General features: G+C 70.6%; 22 protein-coding genes and 1 pseudogene. 12 read left to right on the top strand and 11 right to left on the bottom strand.

Annotated features, from left to right (window positions below; translation table 11 throughout):
* Window positions 1-157: 157 nt before the first annotated feature.
* The 5 genes and pseudogenes from clpB to dnaK all read right to left on the bottom strand — a co-directional run bounded on the left by clpB (window position 158) and on the right by dnaK (window position 6,757).
* Window positions 158-2,728 carry an ATP-dependent chaperone ClpB gene (gene clpB, locus ABZ815_RS00815; RefSeq protein ID WP_357692492.1) on the bottom strand — a complete coding sequence of 857 codons (2,571 nt, stop codon included), beginning with the start codon at window positions 2,726-2,728 and terminating at the stop codon, window positions 158-160.
* Window positions 2,729-2,799: 71 nt separating this feature from the next.
* Window positions 2,800-3,081: pseudogene (locus ABZ815_RS00810) on the bottom strand (helix-turn-helix transcriptional regulator); the annotation flags it as partial.
* A gap of 3 nt (window positions 3,082-3,084) precedes the next feature.
* Window positions 3,085-4,266, bottom strand: a complete 1,182-nt coding sequence (gene dnaJ / locus ABZ815_RS00805; RefSeq protein ID WP_357692491.1) for a molecular chaperone DnaJ — start codon at window positions 4,264-4,266, stop codon at window positions 3,085-3,087.
* Between the two features lie 20 nt (window positions 4,267-4,286).
* Entirely contained in the window at window positions 4,287-4,886 is a 600-nt protein-coding gene (gene grpE / locus ABZ815_RS00800) for a nucleotide exchange factor GrpE (protein WP_357692490.1), read from the bottom strand.
* Complete coding sequence (dnaK, locus tag ABZ815_RS00795; RefSeq protein ID WP_357692488.1) at window positions 4,886-6,757, bottom strand: molecular chaperone DnaK; 1,872 nt, start codon at window positions 6,755-6,757, stop codon at window positions 4,886-4,888. Before dnaK ends, grpE begins: the two co-directional genes overlap by 1 nt.
* Window positions 6,758-6,934: 177 nt before the next feature.
* On the opposite strand from dnaK, the gene ABZ815_RS00790 reads away from it, so the two are divergent.
* Window positions 6,935-7,261, top strand: a complete 327-nt coding sequence (locus tag ABZ815_RS00790) for a hypothetical protein (protein WP_357692486.1) — start codon at window positions 6,935-6,937, stop codon at window positions 7,259-7,261.
* A 70-nt stretch (window positions 7,262-7,331) separates the two neighbouring features.
* Here the strand turns inward: ABZ815_RS00790 and ABZ815_RS00785 are convergent, their stop codons facing one another.
* Window positions 7,332-7,775 (bottom strand): hypothetical protein, encoded by a 444-nt coding sequence (locus ABZ815_RS00785; RefSeq protein WP_357692484.1) that lies wholly within the window; start codon window positions 7,773-7,775, stop codon window positions 7,332-7,334.
* An 81-nt stretch (window positions 7,776-7,856) separates the two neighbouring features.
* Between ABZ815_RS00785 and ABZ815_RS00780 the strand changes: the two genes are divergently transcribed.
* A complete protein-coding gene (locus ABZ815_RS00780; RefSeq protein WP_357692482.1) occupies window positions 7,857-8,738 on the top strand; it encodes a proline dehydrogenase family protein in 882 nt (293 codons plus the stop codon).
* A 39-nt stretch (window positions 8,739-8,777) separates the two neighbouring features.
* Window positions 8,778-9,572 (top strand): pyrroline-5-carboxylate reductase, encoded by a 795-nt coding sequence (proC, locus tag ABZ815_RS00775; RefSeq protein WP_357692480.1) that lies wholly within the window; start codon window positions 8,778-8,780, stop codon window positions 9,570-9,572.
* A 16-nt stretch (window positions 9,573-9,588) separates the two neighbouring features.
* Here proC and ABZ815_RS00770 read toward each other — a convergent pair whose 3' ends face one another.
* The 4 genes from ABZ815_RS00770 to ABZ815_RS00755 all read right to left on the bottom strand — a co-directional run bounded on the left by ABZ815_RS00770 (window position 9,589) and on the right by ABZ815_RS00755 (window position 13,055).
* Window positions 9,589-10,332 (bottom strand): ABC transporter permease subunit, encoded by a 744-nt coding sequence (locus tag ABZ815_RS00770; RefSeq protein ID WP_357692478.1) that lies wholly within the window; start codon window positions 10,330-10,332, stop codon window positions 9,589-9,591.
* Window positions 10,329-11,219 carry an ABC transporter ATP-binding protein gene (locus ABZ815_RS00765; protein ID WP_357692476.1) on the bottom strand — a complete coding sequence of 297 codons (891 nt, stop codon included), beginning with the start codon at window positions 11,217-11,219 and terminating at the stop codon, window positions 10,329-10,331. The genes ABZ815_RS00770 and ABZ815_RS00765 overlap by 4 nt, the downstream gene beginning before the upstream one ends.
* Window positions 11,220-11,301: 82 nt before the next feature.
* The gene (locus ABZ815_RS00760) at window positions 11,302-11,961 is read right to left on the bottom strand and encodes a response regulator transcription factor (protein WP_357692474.1); all 660 of its coding nucleotides are present in this window, start codon (window positions 11,959-11,961) and stop codon (window positions 11,302-11,304) included.
* On the bottom strand, window positions 11,958-13,055 hold the full coding sequence (locus ABZ815_RS00755) for a histidine kinase (protein ID WP_357692472.1): 1,098 nt from the start codon (window positions 13,053-13,055) through the stop codon (window positions 11,958-11,960). Before ABZ815_RS00755 ends, ABZ815_RS00760 begins: the two co-directional genes overlap by 4 nt.
* Window positions 13,056-13,213: 158 nt before the next feature.
* Here ABZ815_RS00755 and ABZ815_RS00750 point away from each other — a divergent pair, with 158 nt between their 5' ends.
* The 9 genes from ABZ815_RS00750 (at window position 13,214) to ABZ815_RS00710 (ending at window position 20,413) form a co-directional block, all read left to right on the top strand.
* The gene (locus ABZ815_RS00750) at window positions 13,214-14,377 is read left to right on the top strand and encodes an acetoin utilization protein AcuC (RefSeq protein ID WP_357692469.1); all 1,164 of its coding nucleotides are present in this window, start codon (window positions 13,214-13,216) and stop codon (window positions 14,375-14,377) included.
* A gap of 33 nt (window positions 14,378-14,410) precedes the next feature.
* A complete protein-coding gene (locus ABZ815_RS00745) occupies window positions 14,411-15,193 on the top strand; it encodes a phosphatase (protein ID WP_357692467.1) in 783 nt (260 codons plus the stop codon).
* A gap of 312 nt (window positions 15,194-15,505) precedes the next feature.
* Complete coding sequence (locus tag ABZ815_RS00740; protein WP_026214222.1) at window positions 15,506-15,709, top strand: helix-turn-helix domain-containing protein; 204 nt, start codon at window positions 15,506-15,508, stop codon at window positions 15,707-15,709.
* A gap of 175 nt (window positions 15,710-15,884) precedes the next feature.
* Window positions 15,885-15,983: an AURKAIP1/COX24 domain-containing protein gene (locus ABZ815_RS00735; protein ID WP_018654693.1), complete on the top strand. Its 99-nt coding sequence runs from the start codon at window positions 15,885-15,887 to the stop codon at window positions 15,981-15,983.
* 22 nt (window positions 15,984-16,005) lie between these two features.
* Window positions 16,006-17,001: an NAD-dependent epimerase/dehydratase family protein gene (locus tag ABZ815_RS00730; protein WP_357692465.1), complete on the top strand. Its 996-nt coding sequence runs from the start codon at window positions 16,006-16,008 to the stop codon at window positions 16,999-17,001.
* A 29-nt stretch (window positions 17,002-17,030) separates the two neighbouring features.
* Window positions 17,031-17,900, top strand: coding sequence for a lysophospholipid acyltransferase family protein (locus tag ABZ815_RS00725; RefSeq protein ID WP_357693534.1), 870 nt, complete (start codon window positions 17,031-17,033; stop codon window positions 17,898-17,900).
* A 71-nt stretch (window positions 17,901-17,971) separates the two neighbouring features.
* The gene (locus ABZ815_RS00720; protein ID WP_357692463.1) at window positions 17,972-18,757 is read left to right on the top strand and encodes an SDR family oxidoreductase; all 786 of its coding nucleotides are present in this window, start codon (window positions 17,972-17,974) and stop codon (window positions 18,755-18,757) included.
* Between the two features lie 58 nt (window positions 18,758-18,815).
* Entirely contained in the window at window positions 18,816-19,397 is a 582-nt protein-coding gene (locus ABZ815_RS00715; protein WP_357692461.1) for an RNA polymerase sigma factor, read from the top strand.
* Between the two features lie 2 nt (window positions 19,398-19,399).
* Window positions 19,400-20,413, top strand: a complete 1,014-nt coding sequence (locus ABZ815_RS00710) for an LCP family protein (RefSeq protein WP_357692459.1) — start codon at window positions 19,400-19,402, stop codon at window positions 20,411-20,413.
* Window positions 20,414-20,418: 5 nt separating this feature from the next.
* Here ABZ815_RS00710 and ABZ815_RS00705 read toward each other — a convergent pair whose 3' ends face one another.
* Window positions 20,419-21,288 carry an HAD-IB family hydrolase gene (locus ABZ815_RS00705; RefSeq protein WP_357692457.1) on the bottom strand — a complete coding sequence of 290 codons (870 nt, stop codon included), beginning with the start codon at window positions 21,286-21,288 and terminating at the stop codon, window positions 20,419-20,421.
* Between the last annotated feature and the right edge of the window lie 15 nt (window positions 21,289-21,303).

Genomic DNA, 21,303 nt, shown 5'->3' with positions numbered 1-21,303 from the left:
CTGACGAACGCCGAAGGTAGTCACCTGCCCGACCGGTCGCGTGCGGCTTGTGCGAAGGGTGGCGGGAACCTTACCCCGCCGCGACGCGGGATGACCCTGCCATGACATGCGGGAGCCCGGGGATCGTGAGGATCCCCGGGCTCCGGTGGCGCGGGTCTCAGCCGCGCCGGACGACCAGCTCGTCGTCGCCGAGCTCCACCTCGACCTTGTCGCCGTCGGCGATCTCGCCGGACAGGACGGCCTTGGCCAGCTTGTCGCCGATGGCCGACTGGACCAGGCGGCGCAGCGGACGGGCGCCGTACAGGGGGTCGTAGCCGGTGAGCGAGAGCCATTCGCGGGCGGCCGGGGTGACCTCCAGGGTCAGCCGGCGGTCGGACAGGCGCCGGGCCAGGCGGTCGACCTGGAGGTCGACGATCTGGGCCAGCTCTTCGGAGCCGAGCGCGTCGAAGAGGATGACGTCGTCGAGCCGGTTGAGGAACTCCGGCTTGAACGAAGCGCGCACCGCCCCCATGACGGCCTCGCGCTTGGCGTCGTTCTCCAGCTTCGGGTCGACCAGGAACTGCGAGCCGATGTTGGAGGTCAGGATCAGGATCGTGTTGCGGAAGTCGACCGTGCGGCCCTGGCCGTCGGTCAGCCGTCCGTCGTCGAGCACCTGGAGGAGGATGTCGAAGACCTCCGGGTGCGCCTTCTCCACCTCGTCCAGCAGCACCACCGTGTACGGCCGCCGCCGGACGGCCTCGGTGAGCTGGCCGCCCTCCTCGTAGCCGACGTAGCCGGGAGGCGCGCCGACGAGCCTGGCCACGCTGTGCTTCTCGGAGTACTCGCTCATGTCGATGCGGGTCATCGCCCGCTCGTCGTCGAACAGGAACTCCGCCAGCGCCTTGGCCAGCTCGGTCTTGCCCACCCCCGTGGGGCCGAGGAACAGGAACGAGCCCGTGGGACGGTCGGGGTCGGCGATGCCGGCCCGGCTGCGGCGTACGGCGTCGGAGACGGCCTGTACGGCCTGCTGCTGGCCGATGAGCCGCCGGCCCAGCTCCTCCTCCATGCGCAGCAGCTTGGCCGTCTCCGCCTCCAGCAGGCGCCCGGCGGGGATGCCCGTCCAGGAGGAGATGACCTCGGCGATGTCGTCGGCGCCGACCTCCTCCTTGACCATGGCGTTCTCCGGCGGCGCGGCGTCGGAGGCGGCCTGGAGGGCCTGCTCCAGCCGGGGCACGTCGGCGTACATGAGCCGGGAGGCGGCCTCGAAGTCGCCGTCGCGCTGGGCCCGTTCGGCGGCGCCTCTGGCCTCGTCGAGCTGCTTCTTCAGCTCGCCGACCTTGTTGAGCCCGGCCTTCTCGTGCTCCCAGCGGCCGACGAGCGCGTTGAGCTCCTCCTGGCGGTCGGCCAGCTCCTGGCGCAGGCGGTCGAGCCGCTGGACCGACGCCTCGTCGGTCTCCTTCGTCAGGGCCAGCTCCTCCATCTTCATCCGGTCGACGTTCCGCTGGAGCTGGTCGATCTCCACGGGACGGGAGTCGATCTCCATGCGCAGCCGCGAGGCGGCCTCGTCGACCAGGTCGATGGCCTTGTCGGGGAGGAAGCGGTTGGTGATGTAGCGGTCGGACAGGGCGGCGGCGGCCACCAGGGCGCCGTCGGCGATCTGCACCTGGTGGTGGGCCTCGTAGCGGCCCTTGAGCCCGCGCAGGATCGCAATCGTGTCGCCGACCGTGGGCTCGCCCACGTAGACCTGCTGGAAGCGGCGCTCCAGCGCGGGGTCCTTCTCGATGCGCTCGCGGTATTCGTCGAGCGTGGTCGCGCCGATCATGCGCAGCTCGCCGCGGGCCAGCATGGGCTTGAGCATGTTGCCGGCGTCCATGGCGCCCTCGGCGGCCCCCGCGCCGACGACGGTGTGCAGCTCGTCGATGAACGTGACGATCTGCCCGTTGCTCTCCTTGATCTCGGAGAGCACGGCCTTGAGCCGCTCCTCGAACTCGCCGCGGTACTTCGCGCCGGCCACCATCGCGCCCAGGTCGAGCGAGATCAGCCGCTTGTTGCGCAGCGACTCGGGCACGTCGCCGGCCACGATGCGCTGGGCCAGGCCCTCGACGACGGCGGTCTTGCCCACGCCGGGCTCGCCGATCAGCACCGGGTTGTTCTTGGTGCGGCGGCTGAGCACCTGGACCACGCGACGGATCTCCGAGTCGCGGCCGATCACCGGGTCGAGGCCGCCCCCGCGGGCCCGCTCGGTGAGGTCGACGCCGTACTTCTCCAGCGCCTGGTAGGTGTCCTCGGGCGTCTCGCTGGTGACGCGGGCGTGGCCGCGTACCTTCTCGAAGGCGTCGAGCAGCGCCTGCGGGGTCGCACCCTGCGCCTTCAGCAGCTCGGCCATCGGGCCGCCGTCGGCCGCCAGGCCGACGAGCAGGTGCTCGGTCGAGACGTAGAGGTCTTCGAGCCGGTTGGCGTGCTGGGCGGCGGTGTGCATGACGGTGAGGAGCTGCCGGGAGCTCGAAGGCGCGCCCACTGTCGCGCCCTGGGCCTTCGGCAGCGCCGCGAGCTGCTCCTCGACGCGTGCCCGCAGCGTGCGCCAGTCGGCGCCGACCGCTTCGAGCAGCGGGACGGCCGTGCCGCCCGTCTGGGAGAGCAGCGTGGAGAGCAGATGGGCCGGTGAGATCTCCGGGTTGCCCTCGGCGGCGGCGCGCCGCATGGCACCCGAGAGCGCTTCCTGGCTCTTCTGGGTGAGCTTGTAGTCCATACCTAGGCCCCCGGTGGCAGCTCGTAGCGGATCAGCGCCCTGACCATCCGCATCTCGGCGCGCAGGCGGTGAACCTCCTCACGCAGCCGCAGAGCTTCGTTCTCGAGCTCGAGAATCCGCTTGATGCCCGCGAGGTTGATGCCCTCCTCCTGGGAGAGCCGCTGGACCTCGCGGAGCTGGATGATGTCTCTTGTGGAGTAGAGGCGGCCGCGCCCGGCGGTGCGGCCGGGGCTGACCAGGCCGAGCCGGTCGTACTGGCGCAGCGTCTGCGGATGGAGCCCGGAGAGCTGCGCGGCCACCGAAATCACATAAACAGGCGTGTCGTCGGACAGGTCGAAATAGTTGGCGTCCATCGGCTACTCGCTTCTGGCTCGCTGAATGAGATCGGCCCGCGGGTCGTCGCCCACGGTCGCGGTGTTGAACTCGTTGAGGAGCTCGCGAGACTTGTCGTCGAGCGTCTTCGGGACGAGCACCTCGACACTGGCGAGCAGGTCACCCTTGGTGCCGTCCTTGCGGGTGACGCCTCTGCCCCGCACGCGGAACGTGCGGCCGTTGGGCGTGCCCGCCGGGATGCGCAGGGTCACCGGCATGCCCTTGAGGGTCGGCACCTTGATCTCGGCGCCCAGCGCGGCCTCCGTGAACGTCACGGGGACGGTGATCGTGAGGTTGTCGCCCGCCCTGCCGAACACGTGGTGCGGCTTGACGTGCGTCAGGATGTAGAGATCGCCGGCCGGGCCGCCGTTCTCGCCCGGCGCGCCCTTGGCCTTGAGCTTGACCCGCTGCCCGTCGGCCACGCCGGCGGGGATCCTGGCCTGGATCGTACGGGTGCTCTTGGCCCGGCCGCTGCCCTCGCACACGGGGCAGGGGTCGTCCACGAGCAGCCCGCGGCCCTTGCAGTCGCGGCAGGGCTCGGAGAAGGCGAAGTTGCCCAGGTTGCGGCTGGCCGCGCCGGTGCCCTCACAGGTGGGACAGACCCGGGGGGTCGTACCCGCCTTGGCGCCGGTGCCGCTGCACCCGGTGCAGGCGGCCGAACTGGTCAGCCTGAGCGACACCGTGGTGCCCTCGACGGCCTCGGTGAACGAGAGCGTGACCTCGGACTCGACGTCCTGGCCGCGGCGCGGCCTGGTCGCGCTCGTCGTACGGGTGGAGCCCGCCGCCCCGCCCCGGTTGAACAGCCCGCCGAACAGGTCGCCGAGCCGCTCACCGGCGCCCCCGCCCTGCTGGCCGGCGGTTCCGCCGAACAGGTCGCCGAAGTCGAACGGGAAACCGCCACCGCCGGGGCGCTGACCGCCCACCCCGGACCCGAACAGCGTGCGCGCCTCGTCGTACTCCTTGCGGCGCTTGCCGTCGGACAGGATGTCGTACGCCTCGGAGACCTCCTTGAACTTGGTCTCCTTGGCGGCGTCGCCCTGGTTGGTGTCCGGGTGGTACTGCCTGGCCAGCTTCCGGTACGCCTTCTTGATCTCATCGGCGGTGGCGGTCTTGGGCACACCAAGGACGGCGTAGTAGTCCTTTTCCAGGTAGTCCTTGGTGCTCATCTACGGCCCTTCGTCCTTTGTCAGTTTGCTTCGTCGTCATTGGACGCGGGAGGAGCGTCCTCGGGCTCGGCCACCGCGACCCGTGCCGGGCGCAGCACCCGCTCACCCATCCGGTATCCAGGCTGCAACACCTCGATCGCGGTGGGCTCCGTCACGTCGGGCGAGTAGCTGTGCATCAGCGCCTCGTGGACCGTCGGGTCGAACGGGTCGCCCTTCTGGCCGTAGGCGCTGAGACCCAGCTTGGTGAGCACCGATTCCAGCGACTCCGCCACCTTCGCGAAGCCACCGGTCAGCTCGCCGTGGTCACGGGCCCTTCCGATGTCGTCGAGCACGGGGAGGAGCTCGGTCAGCGCGCCGGCGACGGCCTGCTCACGGACCGCGACCCGGTCGCGCTCGACCCTTCTGCGGTAGTTCGTGTACTCCGCCTGGAGGCGCTGGAGGTCGGCGGTCCGCTCGGCGAGCTGGGCCGCCAGCTCGCCGTCGTGGGCCGCCGCCGGCGCCTGCTCGGCGGGCGCCTCGGGCTGCCCGCCCGAGGTCTCCCGAACCTCACCCGTCTCCGGGTCGATCTTGCGCTTGTCGCGGATCACCGGCTCCTCGTGCCCGTTGTCACGCGCCGGCATCACTGGTCCTTCTTCGGCTGGTCTTCGTCGACGATCTCGGCTTCGACCACGTCGTCGTCGGCCTTGGCGCCCTGACCGGCCGTGGCGTCCTGCGGAGCGCCCTCGGGACCGGCCTGCTGGCCCTGGCTGGCGGCGTAGATCGCCGAGCCCATCTTCTGGCTGACCGTGGCGAGCTTCTCCGCGGAGGTGCGGATGACGTCGGTGTCGGTGCCCTCAAGAGCCTTCTTCAGCTCGGCCAGGGCGTCGTTGACCTCGGTCTTGATGTCGCCGGGGACCTTGTCGTCGTTCTCGCGGAGGAACTTCTCCGTCTGGTAGGCCAGACCGTCCGCGTTGTTGCGGACCTCGGCCTCCTCGCGGCGCTTCTTGTCCTCCTCGGCGTACGACTCGGCCTCGCGCATCATGCGCGCGATGTCGTCCTTCGGCAGCGCGGAGCCGCCGGTGATCGTCATCGTCTGCTCCTTGCCCGTGCCCAGGTCCTTGGCGGAGACGTTGACGATGCCGTTGGCGTCGATGTCGAAGGTGACCTCGATCTGCGGGATGCCGCGCGGCGCCGGGGCGATGCCGGTCAGCTCGAAGGTGGCCAGCTTCTTGTTGTACGAGGCGATCTCGCGCTCGCCCTGGTAGACCTGGATCTGCACCGACGGCTGGTTGTCCTCGGCCGTGGTGAAGACCTCCGAGCGCTTGGTCGGGATCGTCGTGTTGCGCTCGATGATCTTGGTGAAGATGCCGCCCTTGGTCTCGATGCCCAGCGACAGCGGGGTCACGTCGAGCAGGAGGACGTCCTTGACCTCACCCTTGAGCACGCCGGCCTGGAGAGCCGCGCCGATGGCGACGACCTCGTCGGGGTTGACGCCCTTGTTGGGCTCCTTGCCGCCGGTCAGCTCGCGGACGAGCTCGGTGACGGCGGGCATACGGGTCGAGCCGCCGACGAGCACCACGTGGGCGATGTCGGAGACCTTGATGCCGGCGTCCTTGATGACCTGGTGGAACGGGCCCTTGGTCCGCTCGAGCAGGTCGGCCGTCAGGCGCTGGAACTCGGCCCTGGTCAGCTTCTCGTCGAGGTGCAGCGGGCCCTCGGAGGAAGCGGTGATGTAGGGCAGGTTGATGGTGGTCTCGGCCTGGCTGGACAGCTCGATCTTGGCCTTCTCCGCCGCCTCACGCAGGCGCTGGAGGGCCATCTTGTCCTTGGCGAGGTCGACGCCGTGGGCGTTCTGGAAGCGCTTGACGAGCTCGTCGACCACGCGCTGGTCCCAGTCGTCGCCACCGAGGTGGTTGTCGCCGGAGGTGGCCTTGACCTCGACGAAGCCGTGGCCGTCCTCCTGGCCGACGTCGAGCAGCGACACGTCGAAGGTGCCGCCGCCGAGGTCGAAGACCAGGATCGTCTGGTCCTGCTCCTTGTCGAGCCCGTAGGCGAGGGCCGCGGCGGTCGGCTCGTTGATGATGCGGAGCACGTTGAGGCCCGCGACCGTGCCGGCCTCCTTGGTGGCCTGGCGCTGGGCGTCGTTGAAGTACGCCGGGACGGTGACCACCGCGTCGGTGATCTTCTCGCCCAGGTACGCCTCGGCGTCCTGCTTCAGCTTCTGCAGCACGAAGGCGCTGATCTGCTGGGGGGAGAACTTCTTGCCGTCGATCTCCTGGGACCAGTTGGTGCCCATCTCGCGCTTGACCGAGCGGATCGTCCGGTCAACGTTGGTGACGGCCTGCCGCTTGGCGACCTCGCCCACCAGGACCTCGCCGTTCTTCGCGAAGGCGACCACGGACGGCGTGGTCCGCGAGCCCTGCGCGTTGGCGATGACGGTGGGCTCACCGCCCTCGAGGATCGAGACGACGGAGTTGGTCGTCCCAAGGTCGATACCTACCGCACGTGCCATGAGTACGTCCTTGTAGTCAAAGTTGAGTCGGTTGGACTCAAGCTACGGATGCGTGTCGTCTTTGTCAAACGACTTGAGCCTACCCGACTCAACCCCTCTGAGCGTGAAAGCATTCCCGGCAATCGGGCAACAACCACCGCGATTCCACACAACACGCGTAACGGGGGCGAACGCCTGGTGGTTCCATCCGATCGCAGGGCGGCCGGCCGCCAGGACGCGGGTCACGAGGAGGACGTCCTCGACCGCGTGGACGCCGCCCGCTTCACCAGGCTGCCGCTGCGTCCCGACCGGCGGGCCATGGTGCTCCGGCTCCTGGCGGGCCTGCCCGCCACCGACGCGCGCGGCGTCGTCCGTGACCCCGAGGGCAGGCCGGGACTGGAGGTGGTCACCGAGCCGAAGGCGTCGCGCGTCGAGGAGCCGCAACCCAACGTGCTGCTCCTCGACCAGGGCACGGGCGAGCCGCTCACCGCAGCCGCCTACGCGACCGCGGGGGGCAGGCCGTGACGTACCTGCCGGGGAACGGCTGGACCGACGCGCGCCCGGCCGTTCCCAAGGACTGCCGGCGCCCCGGACGCTAGGGCTTCGCGCCGTCCACGAGCTTGCGCTTGCCGAGGGCGTGCTTGAGCTTGACGGTCGTGGTCTTCTCCACGGCCAGCATGATGCAGGAGACGCTCTTGGCCTTGGGGGAGGTGCCCTCGTACAGGGTGATGGTGACCTTCTTGGCCGTCTCCTTGACCTTGACCTCGTCCAGCACGGTGCACGGCTCGACGCCCGACCACCAGGTGAGCCTCACCTGCTTGCCACGTGAGACGGGCGTGGCCTTGGTCCAGCGGACCTTGTGCACGTTGATGGCGTCGCCGACCGGCTTGACCGGCTCAGGCCCCTTGGTCGGGCCGGTGGTGACCGGTGTCACGGAGTGCTCGACGGGCGCCTGCGGCAACGGGCGGGCGGCCGGGGGCGCTGTGGCACAACTCGTCGCGAGCACCAGAGAACCGGCGAGAAGAGTCGCTGTCGTCATTGTGCGCATATCCATAAGACGAAAAGGGCAGGCCCGCGGTTCAGCGATATACCCAGGAAGTGGGCGGTTAGTGTGGGTCACGTGCTTCGTCAGGCAATGCTGGCCGTCTCCAAGAGCGAACGCGCCGAACGCGTCATCACCACTTCGCCGCTGACCAGGGACGTGGTCAAGCGATACGTCGCCGACGACGTCGGCGGGATCATCCGCGAGCTGTCCCACGAGGGCCTGCTCGTGACCGTCGACCACCTGGGCGAGGAGGTGACCGACCGGCGGCAGGCCGAGGAGGCCGTGCGCGAGTACCTGTCGCTCCTCGACCGGCTCCCGCCCGGCGGCGACGCCTCGGTCAAGCTGACCGCGCTCGGGCTGCGGCTGTCGGAGCAGGTCGCGCTGGACAACGCGGCCACCATCTGCGAGGCGGCCGCGCCCCGCGGCATCACGGTCACGCTCGACGCCGAGGAGCACGACACGATCGGTGGCCTGCACTTCGTTCACGCCACGCTGCGCAAGGAGCATCCCGACGTCGGGATCGTGGTCCAGGCGTACCTGCCGGACGCGCTCGAACGCTGCGAGAAGCTGGTCGGCGCCCGCGTACGGCTCTGCAAGGGGGCCTACACCGCCCCCGGCGCGTACAGCAGGCCGGCCGACATCGACCGCTCGTTCGTGCGCTGCCTCAGGATCCTCATGGCGGGCACCGGCTACCCCATGATCGCCACGCACGACCCGAGGATGATCCAGATCGCCTCCACCCTGGCCGTGCTCGACGGCCGCGACGTCAACGGCTTCGAGTACCAGATGTTGTACGGCGTGCGCCCAGCCGAGCAGCGCCGCCTGGCCGGTCTGGGCGGCCAGGTGCGCGTGTACGTCCCGTACGGCGCCGACTGGTACGCCTACCTCATGCGCCGCCTGGCCGAACGCCCCCGCAACCTGGCCTTCTTCCTCAGATCGCTGCTGTCGAGAGGCTAGTAGGCTGGGCCCGCGTCCGTTCCCCTCCGAGAGGTCGAGATGATCGCGATTCTGGGCACTGGCAAGATGGGCGAGGCCCTGCTGTCCGGGCTGCTGCGCGCCGGGTTCGAGCCGGGCGACATCATGGCGACCAGCCGCAGGCCGGAGCGGGCGCAGGCGCTGCGCGAGACCTACGGCGTGCGCACGGTCGACAACGCCGAGGCGGCCAAGGCGGCCGACACCCTGATCCTGGCCGTCAAGCCCCAGGACATGGCGACCCTGCTGGCCGAGATCGCCCCCTACGTCCCGGCCGACCGCCTGGTCATCTCTGCGGCGGCCGGCATCACCACCGCGTTCGTGGAGCAGCGGCTCGGCGTCGAGGTGCCGGTGGTCCGGGTCATGTCCAACACGCCGATCAAGTTCGACGAGGCGATGAGCGTGATCTCGGCGGGCGCGCACGCGGGCGAGGAGCACCTGAAGCTCACCGAGGGCCTGCTCAAGCCGGTCGGCAAGGTGCTGCGCATCCCCGAGTCCCAGCAGGACGCCGCGACCGCGCTGTCCGGCAGCGGCCCCGCCTACTTCTTCTACCTGGTCGAGGCCATGGTCGACGCGGGCATCCTGCTCGGCATGCCGCGGGCGGCCGCGCTCGACATGGTCACCCAGTCGATCGTCGGCGCGGCCGTGATGCTGCGCGACTCCGGTGAGCACCCGGTGATCCTGCGGGAGGCCGTCACCTCGCCGGGCGGCACCACGATCGCGGCCATCGCCGAGCTTGAGCGCCACAGCGTGCGCGCCGCCTTCCTGGCCGCCATCGAGGCCGCCCGCGACCGGGGGCGCCAGCTCGCCTCGGGCTGACCGGCGGCCGTGCGGCTCAGGCGTCCCGCCGCTGCATGAGGACGGCCCCGGCGACCACCGCGACGGCGACCCAGAGCAGGTAGACGCCGAGCCCGCTCCACGGCCCCAGCGGGTTGCCGGGCTGGTCCATCACGACCTCCATGCCGGCGTTGGTGGTGAAGTGGTGGGAGACGGTCTTGCCCCACTGGCCGGGCAGCATGCCGGTGAGCTGCGGCAGCACCAGCATCAGCGCGATGGCCGAGACGAGCGCGCCCGGCGTGTGCCGGACCACCGTGCCGAGCCCGAGCCCGAACAGGCCGCAGGCGGTGAGGTAGAGCCCGGCCCCGAGCACGGACCGCGCCGTCGCGCCCAGGTCGACCGAGGCCGGCTGGATGATCGCCAGGCCGACGGCCACCGCGGCGGCCGACGCGATCGTGCTGACGACCAGCGCCGTCGCGGTGAACACCACGACCTTGCCGCCGAGCAGCCTCATCCGCCGCGGCACCGCCATCATCGACGTGCGGATGCCGCCGGTCCGGTACTCGCTGGAGATCACCAGCACGCCCAGGGTGGCGATGGCCAGCGAGGCGAACATGATGCCGGTGAGGCCCGCCATGACGGCCTGGTCACCGGGGATGGGCCGCCCGTCGGCCGTGGCCTTGGACGCGAACGAGATGAGCCCGCCCAGGCCGATCATGAGCAGGGCGGTGACGGCGAGCGTCCACACCGTCGACCGCACCGAACGGATCTTGGTCCATTCGGACCTCAGGATGTCTGTCATGACGAGTACTCCACACTGTCCTTGGTGAGCTCCATGTAGGCCGCTTCGAGCGAGGGCTGCACGAACGTCAGCTCCTCCAGGGGGATCCCGGCCCGCGCGGTCAGGGTGCCGATCTCCAGCGTGCTCATCGCGGTGACGCGCAGGTGGTCCGGGTACAGCTCGCCCACCTTGACCAGGTCCGCGACCTCGGCCAGGCGCGGGGAGCGCACCCGTACGTAGCCCTGGGAGCTGCGCCCGATGAACTCCTGCACGCTCGTGTCGGCGATCAGCCGTCCCCGGCCGATGACGACCAGGTGGTCGGCCGTCTGGGCCATCTCGCTCATGAGGTGGCTGGAGACGAACACCGTCCGCCCCTCGGCGGCCAGCTTGCGCATGAACGTGCGGATCCACAGGATGCCGTCGGGGTCGAGCCCGTTGACCGGCTCGTCGAAGAGCAGGATCTCGGGGTCGCCGAGCAGCGCGGCCGCGATGCCGAGGCGCTGCGACATGCCGAGCGAGAAGCCGCCGATCCGCCGTCGCGCCACCTCGCGCAGGCCGACGGACTCCAGCACCTCGTTCACCCGGCTCGCCGGGATGCCGTTGCTCTGGGCGATGGCCAGCAGATGGTTGCGGGCGCTGCGCCCGCCGTGCACGGCCTTGGCGTCCAGCAGCGCGCCCACCTTGCGCAGCGGGTGCCGGTGCTCCTGGTACGGCCGCCCGTCCACCAGCACGGATCCGCCGGAGGGCCGGTCGAGGCCCAGGATCATGCGCATGGTCGTGGACTTGCCGGCGCCGTTCGGCCCGAGGAACCCGGTCACCTGACCGGGCTCGACGTCGAATGACAGGTCCGCGACGGCATGGGTGCCGCCGTAGCGCTTGCTCAGGTTGGTTGCGCGAATCGCCGTCATGCACTCAAGCGTGCCGTCGGCGGCCCGCGTTCCTCTTCGGCCGTGAGGACGTTCTTGCCGGGCGCCGCCTGGGAGCCTGGTCCTAGTCTCCAGGTTTGATCAGCGCCGCCTCGTACGCGGCGATCACCGCCTGGGCCCGGTCCCTGACCCCGATCTTGGCGAACAGGCTGGTCACGTGGTTCTTGACGGTCGAGGGGGAGACCGCCAGCTCCCCGGCGATCTCGGTGTTCGACCGGCCCCTGGCGATCAGGACGAGGATCTCCCGCTCGCGCTCGGTCAGTGCCTCCAGCACGCGCGGCACGGGCGCGGCCGGCGGCCTCGACGCCCGGACGAACGTGCCGATCAGCCGGGTCAGCAGGCGCGGCGCGACCGCCGACTCGCCCCGGTGCACCACGCGGACGCCCTCGATCAGCTCCTCGGGGGAGACGTCCTTGGGCAGGAAGCCGTCGGCGCCCGCCCTGAGCGCCGCGACCACGTTCTCGTCCAGGTCGAACGTGCTCAGCGCGAGCACCCGCACGCCCGGCAGCTCCGAGGTGATCAGCTCGGTCGCCCGCACGCCGTCGAGCCCCGGCATGTGCAGGTCCATCAGCACCACGTCGGGCCGCAGCCGCCGGCTCAGCTCGACGGCCCGCTCGCCGTCGGCGGCCTCGCCCACCACCGACAGGTCGGGCTGGGCGTCGAGCATCAGCCTGAACCCCTTGCGCACCAGCTCGTGGTCGTCGACCAGCAGCACCGTGATCATGTTGCCTCCAGGGGGATGCGGGCGTGCACCCGGAATCCTCCCCCGGGACGCGGGCCGGTCGAAAGCCTTCCGCCGCACAGCGCGACCCGCTCGGCCATGCCGCCGAGCCCGAACCCGGGCGTGCCGCCCTGCTGGGCCACCCCGTCGTCGAGCACCTCGATCTCGACCGCCGCGGACCCGTAGGCCAGGAGCACGCTGGCCCGCGCGCCGCTCGCGTGCTTGCGGGTGTTGGTCAGGGCCTCCTGCACGATCCGGTAGACGGCGTGGTCCACGGCCGAGGGCAGCGTCACCGGCTCGCCCGTGACGGTCAGGCTGGCGGGCAGCCCGGCGCTCCTGGCCTCGCCGATGAGCGCGGGCAGCCGGTCGGCGCCCACGCCGGTCGCGGCGTCCGGGCCGTCGTTGCCGTCCGCGCGCAGGACGTGCAGCAGCCGGCGCATCTCCGACATCGCCTGGCGGGCGGTCTGCTGGGCGCTCTCCAGCGCCTCGCGGGTGACCTCCTGCTCGGGCGCGAGTGTGGCCCGCGCGCCGCCGACCAGGGCGTTGATCACCGTGATGTGGTGCGCGACGACGTCGTGCAGCTCCCTCGCGATGCGCCGCCGCTCGGTCTGTACGGCGGCGTCGGCGGCCTCCCGCCTGCCGCGTTCGTTCAGCTCGGCCCTGGCCTTGACCAGCGCGCCGATCCCGGCCGGGATCGCGACGACGAAGGCGCCGGCCAGGAACTGGCCGAGGCCCGGCCCCTTGATCTCCATCACCGCGCCGTAGGCGACCATCCCCGCGACGGTCGTGACCAGCGACGGACGGCCGGAGGAGTAGCGCGCCAGGCTGTAGAAGGCGATGGCCTCCGGAACTGTGGCCGACGTCACCATCCCCGCCGCGATGCCGATCACGTCGAGCGCCGTGACGGCCGCCGCCACCGGCACCGGCCTGCTCCGGCGGACCAGCAGCAGCACGCTGGTCAGCAGGAAGTGCGCCGACCCCGACGCCCCCGCCATCCCCGTCTGGAAGGACGAGAGGAGCAGCCCGAGGCCCGCGAGCACGGCGAGCACGACCACGATCGTGGTGTCGAAAACCCGGGGTCGTCGGAAGAAATTCAAGATTCTGAGGAAAGGTCGCGCCCAGCGCACCATAAAACACTAAGTCACGAAATTGCTGATGCGACCGAAGGCGTCCGCGACGATCACCCGGGCTACAACCAGAAGAGGGCGCTGCGGTAACGTCGGCGCAAGGTGAGGGAGCGCGCGAAGGGCGAGGCATGAGCCGAACGGCACGGGTCATCTGGGACGAAGCTCTCACCTCCTACAATTTCGGCCCAAGCCACCCATTGGCACCCATCAGGGTCGAGCTGACGATCGCGCTCGCCCGCGCGCTCGGCGTCCTCGACAAGGTCGAGATGGCCGGCTGCGCGCCCGCCGACGACGACGAGCTGGCCCTGGTCCACGACCGCGGCTACATCGAGGCGGTCAAGGGCGTCTCGGTCGCCGGCGTGCCCGACCTGCGGGCCGGGCTCGGCACCACCGACAACCCCGCCTTCAAGGGCGTGCACGAGGCGTCCGCGCTGATCGCCGGGGCGTCCCTGGCGGCGGCGCGCGCGGTCTGGGAGGGCGCGGCCGAGCACGCGGTCAACGTCGCGGGCGGGCTCCACCACGCCATGCCGGCCGCCGCCAGCGGCTTCTGCGTCTACAACGACCCCGCCCTGGCCATCGCCTGGCTGCTGGAGCAGGGGGCCACGCGGGTGGCGTACGTGGACGTCGACGTCCACCACGGCGACGGCGTGCAGGCCGTCTTCTACGACGACCCGCGCGTGCTGACGATCAGCCTGCACGAGAGCCCCCGCACGCTGTTCCCCGGCACCGGCTTCCCCCACGAGACCGGCGCGGACGGAACGGCCGTCAACGTGGCGCTCCCGGCCGGCTGCGGCGACTCCGGCTGGCTGCGCGCCTTCCACGCGGTCGTGCCGCCGCTGCTGCGCGAGTTCGACCCTGAGATCCTGGTCACCCAGCACGGCTGCGACAGCCACGCCCTCGACCCCCTCGCCAACCTCATGCTCAGCATCGACGGCCAGCGCGCCGCCTACGCCGCCCTGCACGAGCTGGCGCACGAGACGGCGGGCGGCCGGTGGATCGCGGTGGGCGGCGGCGGTTACGAGCTCGTCCAGGTCGTGCCGCGCATCTGGACGCACCTCATCGCCGAGGCCGCCGGCCATCCCGTCGATCCGGCCACGCCCACCCCCGAGAGCTGGCGCCAGTACGTCAGAGAGCGCACCGGCGAGGTGCCCCCGCTGACCATGACCGACGGACGACACCCGGAATTTCACGACTTCTCCGACGGTTATGACCCAGCGGACCCCATCGACCGTGCGGTCATGGCGACCCGGCGCGCGGTGTTCCCCCTGCACGGCCTCGACCCGATGCCCTGACGACGCTTGACGTGCCCCTGATGAGGAAGACCTGTGCTGAGCCGCGACGAACTCCGCCGACACCTGATCCGAACCCGCATCGCCGGTGACGTCGCGACGTCGCGCGAGAACAACCTCGACCACTACAGCTCGCTGGCCAACCGCGACCCCTACTACATGCTCGGCCTGACGTTCGAGCAGCCGTGGTCCTTCCGGGACGTCCTCGCCCTGATGGCCAAGTCGGCGGGCGTGGTCGCCGATCCCGGTCACCGCCGGGGCCAGGACACCATCGACGCCGACCTGACGATCGACGCGATCGACGCCATGGCCGATCGGATCGCGTCCGTGCTGGCGCGGCCGGCCCCGCGCGTGCTGTTCGCCACCGGGCACCCGACCGGGCTGCTCGCCGTCCACCTGCCGCTGGCCAGGTTCGCCGTCGAGCGCGGCGCGACCCTGCTCACCCCGGCCGAGGGCTGGACGTACGCCGGCTCCGACTTCGGCCGTCCGCGCCGCCTGCGCTACCTCCAGGACGTCGCCATGCTCGACGACCGCGGCGGCTTCGTCCACACCCACGACTCGGCCCCGATGCGGCACATGCTCGACGAGCTCGAAGGCGAGCTGCCCGACCTGGTGATCGCCGACCACGGCTGGGCGGGAGCGGCGGGCGAGGCGGGGGTGCCGACGGTGGCCTTCGCCGACAGCAACGACCCCGGACTGTTCCTCGGCGAGGCCGAGGGAAAGATCGACGTGGTCGTGCCACTCGACGACAATGTGCTACCGCGCTATTACGCTCCGCTGACCGAGCGGTTGGTCACTCTGGTCTCACGAGCCCTTTGAGTCGAAAACGGCCCTCCCCATACCGTCTTTTCGCGCCTGCATTCCAAGGGGCTCGCTGTCCCTTTGCCAACTTTTGATGGTGCTTGGGCGACTCTTATGTGTGGCAACTTGGACAGTTCCAAGGTCCAGGCGAGGTGCTCGGCCTGGCTGCTAACCAGCGACTTTACTGGTCCGGCTGACAGGTGGCTCCGTGGACTGAGAAAATAGGGGGTTTGCGCACCCGGAGTCCCGACTTACGCTGACGGCAGTACACGTGCGTGAGCAATGGCACCAGTGGGGATAACCCGGAAACACGTGCGGAAGAGGCGTCCGATGGGTGCAGGCGAAAGACCTCTCAGCGAGGTGAAGTTCCTGACCGTGGCAGAAGTGGCGACGGTCATGAGGGTGTCCAAGATGACGGTGTACCGGCTCGTCCACTCAGGTGAGCTGCCGGCCATCCGAGTAGGCCGGTCGTTCAGAGTGCCCGAGCAGGCGGTCCACGACTATCTGCGGGAGGCCTACATCGAGGCAGGTTGAAGTAGCGGCGCGCCCGAACGCGCCGTGAATTCGGTCGCGGGAGAGGCCCGGCCTGCGCACCACGAGGCCGGGCTTTCACCCCCCAAGGGGCGATCCACCTCGGATCGCCGGTAGTCTGTCACCCGGTGTGCGCTCGCACATCGATTCAGACTTGCTATCAGTACCTGGGGGTCCCGTGGGCTCTGTGATCAAGAAGCGCCGCAAGCGGATGGCCAAGAAGAAGCACCGCAAGCTGCTCAAGAAGACGCGCATCCAGCGGCGTAACAAGAAGTAACCGACGCAGCTGCGAGGCGCTGATGACCCACACCGTGCTTGTCACCGGGGTCTCGCGCCACATAGGCGCCCGGGTGGCGAGCGTCCTCGCGGCTGACCCGGAGATCAGCCGCGTCATCGGAGTGGACACCGTGCCGCCCCCCTCGCTGACGCGGGACGGCGGCATCACTCTGGGCCGGACGGAGTTCGTCCGGGTCGATCTGCGCAGCCCCGACATCGCTCAGGTGATCGCGGCCGCGGACATCGACACCGTTGTGCACATGAGCCTGGTCAGCGCCCCGTCCAAGGGCGACGGCAGGGCTGCCATGAAGGAGCACAACGTCATAGGCACCATGCAACTGCTCGGTGCCTGCCAGCGGTCGTCGACCGTGCGGCGCGTGGTGGTGCGCTCCACCACCGCCGTCTACGGCTCGTCCCCGCGCGATCCGGCGGTGTTCACCGAGGACCTGGAGCCGCACGAAGGCCCTGTCCACGGCTACGCCAAGGACGCGGCCGAGGTCGAGGGCTACGTGCGCGGTTTCGCGCGCCGCCGGCCCGACGTCACGGTGTCGCTGCTGCGCTTCGCCAACTTCATGGGTCCGGGCGTCGACTCGCCGCTCACGCGTTACTTCACCCAGCCCGTCCTGCCGACGGTGTTCGGCTTCGATCCGCGGTTGCAGTTCGTCCATGAGGACGACGCGGTCGAGGTGCTGCGCAGGATGGCGAACGAAGACCACCCCGGCACGTTCAACGTGGCCGGGGCAGGCGTGTTGCTGCTGTCGCAGTGCGCGCGCCGGGCGGGGCGGGCGTCGCTGCCGCTGTTCTCGCCGGTCTTCCGCGCGCTCGGCAACACCGTGCGCCGGGTGGGCCTCGTCGAGTATTCGCCCGAGCAGCTCCGGCTGATGAGTTACGGCCGGGCGGTCGACACCTCCAAGCTGGAGGCCGAGCTGGGCTGGCGGCCCAAGTACACCACCGCGGCGGCCTTCGACGACTTCGTGCGTTCGCGGGGTATGCATCCGTTCGGAGGTGTGCGTACGTGAGCGTGCCGCACGACGAAGAGGAGGGCCGCGTGATCCCGATCCGCGCCGCGCCCTCGTTCGAGGAGCCCGATCCGCTGGCCCGGGTGCTGGCGTTCGTCCGCCGGCGCATCACCGGCGAGTACGACGTCGACGAGTTCGGCTACGACCCCGAGCTGACCGACAAGGTGCTGCTCGAACTGATCAGGCCGCTCTACCACCACTGGTTCAGGGTGGAGACGGCCGAGCTGAAGAACGTGCCCGCCGAGGGCGGCGCGCTGGTGGTGGCCAACCACTCGGGCACGCTGCCGGTCGACGCGCTCATGATGCAGGTCGCGCTGCACGACGAGGCCGGGCGGGCCGTCCGCCTGCTCGGGGCCGACCTGGTCTACCAGCTTCCGCTGCTCGGCCATCTGTCCCGCAAGACCGGCCACACCCTGGCCTGCCCCGAGGACGCCGACCGGCTGCTGCGCAAGGGCGAGCTGGTCGGGGTGTTCCCCGAGGGGTTCAAGGGGGTCGGCAAGCCGTTCTCCGAGCGCTACAAGCTGCAGCGGTTCGGCCGGGGCGGGTTCGTGGCCTCGGCGATCCGCGCGGGCGTGCCGATCGTGCCCACGGCCATCGTGGGGGCCGAGGAGATCTATCCGAAGATCGGCGACCTGAAGTTCCTGGCCCGCCTGCTCGGCGTCCCCTACCTGCCGATCACGCCGTTCTTCCCGCTGCTCGGGCCGCTCGGGCTGGTGCCGCTGCCGTCGAAGTGGATGATCGAGTTCGGCGAGCCGATCCGCACCGACGAGTACGAGCCCGCCGCGGCCGACGACCCGATGCTGGTGTTCAACCTGACCGACCACGTGCGTGAGGTCATCCAGCAGATGCTCAACGAGTTGCGGCTGCGTAGAGGGCCGGCCTTCCCGCCGCTTCTGTGAGAGTGCAACCGGTCGCGCAGGGCCGGTGTTCTTCCCGGTGTAGTCACTGACACCCGAGAGGAACCTCTTCGATGGATCTCCAGCTTTCCGGCCGTGTGGCCGTCGTCACCGGCGCGTCCAAGGGCATCGGCCTGGCCGTGGCGCGCACCCTGGCGGAGGAGGGCGTGCACGTCGTGGCGGCCTCGCGTACCGCGCCCGACGCCAAGGTGACGCACGTCGCGGTGGACCTGATGGACCCGCAGGCGCCCGCCCAGGTGATCGCCCGCGCCGTCGAGGAGTTCGGCGGCGTGGACATCCTGGTCAACAACGCCGGCGGGCCGCCCCCCGGCGTGACGCTGCCCCGGATCGGCTTCCTGACGCCGGGCGACGACGACTGGCAGGCCATGTTCGAGTTCAACCTGTTCTCGGCCGTACGCATGATCCGCGCGGCCGTGCCCCACCTGGTGGAGCGCGGCGGCGGCTCGATCGTGAACATCTCCTCCGGCTCGGCCCGCCAGCCCGGCGCCATGAACGTGGACTACGGCGCGGCCAAGGCCGCCATGAACCACGTGAGCAAGGCCGTCTCCGAGGAGTACGGCCCGCAGGGCGTCCGGGTGAACACGATCTCGCCCGGCCCGGTGCTCACCGACTGGTGGACCAAGGACGGCGGCGCCGCCGACGTCATCGCCGGGATGGCCGGGGCGTCGAAGGACGACGTGATCGCCCAGGTCGCCCCTGGCATGATGAAGCTGGCCACCGGGCGTCTGGTGAGCCCGCAGGAGATCGCCGACATGGTCGCCCTGCTGGTCTCGCCGCGTTCGGGCAGCACGACCGGCGCCGACATCGCCGTGGACGGCGGCTTCCTCAAGGAGATCTGAACCCTCCTGGCGGGTTGTGGCAAGACATCCGTGACCGATTCCCCACAGAAGGGCGGAGATGATCACGCAACCCGCCACCAGAGGGGCGGACTCGGAGCTGGTGAGCGCCTCCTTGACGGAACCGGAGGCGTTCGCCGAGCTGTTCGACCGCTACTCCGCCATGCTCTACCGGTACGTCTCCAAACGCCTCGGCCCCGAGCCCGCCGAGGATCTCGTCGGTGAGACGTTCCTTGTCGCCTTCTCCCGCAGGAAGAGCTACGACCTGTCGTACCCCGACGCCAGGCCGTGGCTCTTCGGGATTCTCACCAAGCTCATCTCCCGCCACCACCGCAAGGAGGCGGCGCGTTACCGGGCGTTCCTGCGTGCCCCCGTCGACCACGACGTGGAGTCGCCCGCCGACCGCGTCGCCGCGGGGGTCACCGCGCAGGCCGCCGGACCCCGTCTGGCGGGCGCCCTGGCCGCGCTTCCCGCCAAGGACCGGGACGTCCTGCTGCTGATCGCCTGGGGGGACCTCACGTACGAGGAGGCCGCCCAGGCGCTCGGCATCCCGATCGGAACCGTGCGCTCCCGCCTCAACAGGGGCAGGCGGAAGGTGCGGGCCGCGCTCGGCGACACCAACCCCATGCTGGAGGAGGAGTGACCATGGACGATCTGAGGATGCTCCGCGACCTCGGCGGGGCTCTGGAGCACGAGCCGCCCGCGACGCTCGTCCGCCAGCGCGAACGCCTGCTGCGGGACCGCCCGCGCCGCAGGTGGACGCCCTTCTGGACGGCCGGGCTCGTCGCCGTGGGCACGGCCGCGGCCGTCGCGGTGCCGACCCTGCTGGTCAACGGCAACACCGTGGCCGCGCCGGCGATGGGCCCGGGGGCGGCCGACATGAGCGGCGCCCGCAACATCCTGGTGATCGGCTCGGACACGCGCGACGGGCCGGGCAACGCCAAGTACGGCCCCGCCATGGCCAGGACCCCCGGCAAGGGCGGCGGGCGCTCCGACACCATCCTGCTCGTGCACGTGCCCGCCGACCGCGGCGCGGCCGTCGGGGTCAGCCTGCCGCGCGACTCGCTCGTGCGCATCCCGGCGTGCGGGTCGCAGCCGGCGAGACGGGACATGATCAACTCGGCGTACAACTCCGGGGGAGCGAGCTGCCTGAGGAAGACGCTGGAGAAGCTGACCGACGTCCGCATCGACCACACGGTCGAGGTCGACTTCACCGGCTTCAAGGGCATGGTGGACGCGCTCGGCGGCGTGGAGATCACGCTCAGGACGCCCGTGGACGACAAGGCGTCGAAGCTGAAGCTGCCCGCGGGCAGGGTCCAGCTCGACGGCGAGAGCGCCCTCGGCTACGCCCGCCTGCGCCGCTACGGCGACGGCTCGGACGTCCAGCGGATCAAGCGGCAGCAGATCCTGATGCTGGCGCTGCTGAAGAAGGCGAAGAGCGCGGCCTCCGACCCGAACCGGCTGAACGCCTTCCTCGGACAGGTGAGCAAGTCGATCAAGACGGACATGAGCCTCGAATCCATGGTCGAGCTGGCCACGAGCACGTCCGCGACGCGGATGTCGTTCGTCACCGTGCCGTGGAAGCCGGCCAAGGACGATCCGAACCGGCTCGAATGGCGGCAGCCCGAGGCCGCGAAGCTGTTCGAGCGCCTGCGATAGGCGGGTCAGTGGGAGCGGTAGTGCCTGCGCAGGGCGATGCCCGCCGCGACGCCGCCCGCGATCGCGCCGACCCCGGCAGCGATCGGCAGGGCCGTCATGGTGGCCTTGCGGCCGGTGCGGAAGTCCTTGACCGGCCAGTCGTGCTTCCTGGCGTGCTCGCGCAGCTCGCTGTCGGGGTTGATCGCCACCGCGCTGCCGACCAGCGACAACATCGGCAGGTCGTTGGCCGAGTCGCTGTAGGCGGTGCAGCGGGTCAGGTCGAGCCCCTCGCGGCGGGCCAGCGCGCGCACCGCCTCCGCCTTGGCCGGGCCGTGGAGCAGGTCGCCCACCAGATGGCCGGTGTAGATGCCACCGGCCGTCTCGGCGACCGTGCCGAGCGCGCCGGTGAGGCCGAGCCGCTGGGCGATGACCCGGGCCAGCTCGACGGGCGTGGCCGTGACGAGCCACACCCGCTGGCCGGCGTCGAGGTGGCTCTGCGCGAGCGCGCGCGTGCCGCCCCAGATGCGGTCGGCCATGACCTCGTCGTAGATCTCCTCGCCGAGATGGACGACGTCGTCGACCTTGGCGCCCGCGACGAAGGCGAGCGCGGTCTCCCGGGCGACCGCGATGTGCTCGGGGTTCTCGTTGCCCCGCAGCCGGAACACGGCCTGGCCCACGGCGAACTTCAGCAGGTCGGAGGTGGTGAACATGCCGCGCGTGGCAAGGCCGCGGGCGAAGTGGTAGATGGAGGCGCCGCGCATCATGGTGTTGTCGACGTCGAAGAAGGCCGCCGCCTCCAGGTCGGGCTCGACCGGCTCGGCCGGCGCGACGGTGACCGCCGCCCGCGCCGCGGCCTCGCCGGCGGCCTCGGCCCCAACCTCGTGTCGTCGTCGCATTAGCCGCCACATGCG

Origin of the sequence: Nonomuraea sp. NPDC047529, from assembly GCF_040642995.1 — a bacterium.
Taxonomy (GTDB): domain Bacteria; phylum Actinomycetota; class Actinomycetes; order Streptosporangiales; family Streptosporangiaceae; genus Nonomuraea.
The sequence above is the reverse complement of the archived record's forward strand: the minus strand, read 5'-3'. Positions and strand labels throughout refer to the sequence as shown.